Consider the following 549-nt stretch of genomic DNA (forward strand, 5'->3'; position numbering starts at 1 on the left):
GGTGAGGAAGGTTCTAGTTTGACCAACAGCGGTAGGATTGAACGTACTGGGGCTGAAACTCAAGCTGCCACAAATTTTGAAACTGACGGGTTTGAGTCTCAAGGTCTGTCGGAAACTCAAAGTCTTGCTCTTTTTGATATTATCGCCTTTGCGCTTATTTCAGGTGAAACTAATGTTATTGAGTTTGAGCAGGATGAACCTATTGAAACTGGGGGCGCTTTAACGAGTGAAGACCCAGACGTTACCTTTATTGTTAAAGAGGTCGCTGGGGATAATGATCTCGGTACTTTTGTTGTAAACGAAGATGGTACTTGGACCTTCGTGGCCAACAGTCCTTATGATGAGCTTGCGGATGGTGAGCAAATTCAAGACTCGACGACAGTACAAACCTCCGATGGAGGCGAACAAGTCATTACAGTAACGATAATTGGTACTGATGATGTAGCTGTGGCTACTGATGACTCGGGCAGTGTGACTGAGGACATTGATGTAGATGAAATCACCAATCAATTAGTGACATCCGGTCAGATTGTGATTACAGATGTAGAC

Annotated in this window: 1 protein-coding gene; it reads left to right on the forward strand. The window is 44.3% G+C overall.

Annotated elements, in window-relative coordinates; translation table 11 throughout:
- On the forward strand, window positions 1–549 hold a 549-nt coding region (locus AB4486_RS23090), incomplete at both ends, for a VCBS domain-containing protein (RefSeq protein WP_372118842.1).

The organism is Vibrio sp. 10N.222.55.C6, assembly GCF_041473395.1.
Lineage (GTDB): Bacteria > Pseudomonadota > Gammaproteobacteria > Enterobacterales > Vibrionaceae > Vibrio > Vibrio crassostreae_C.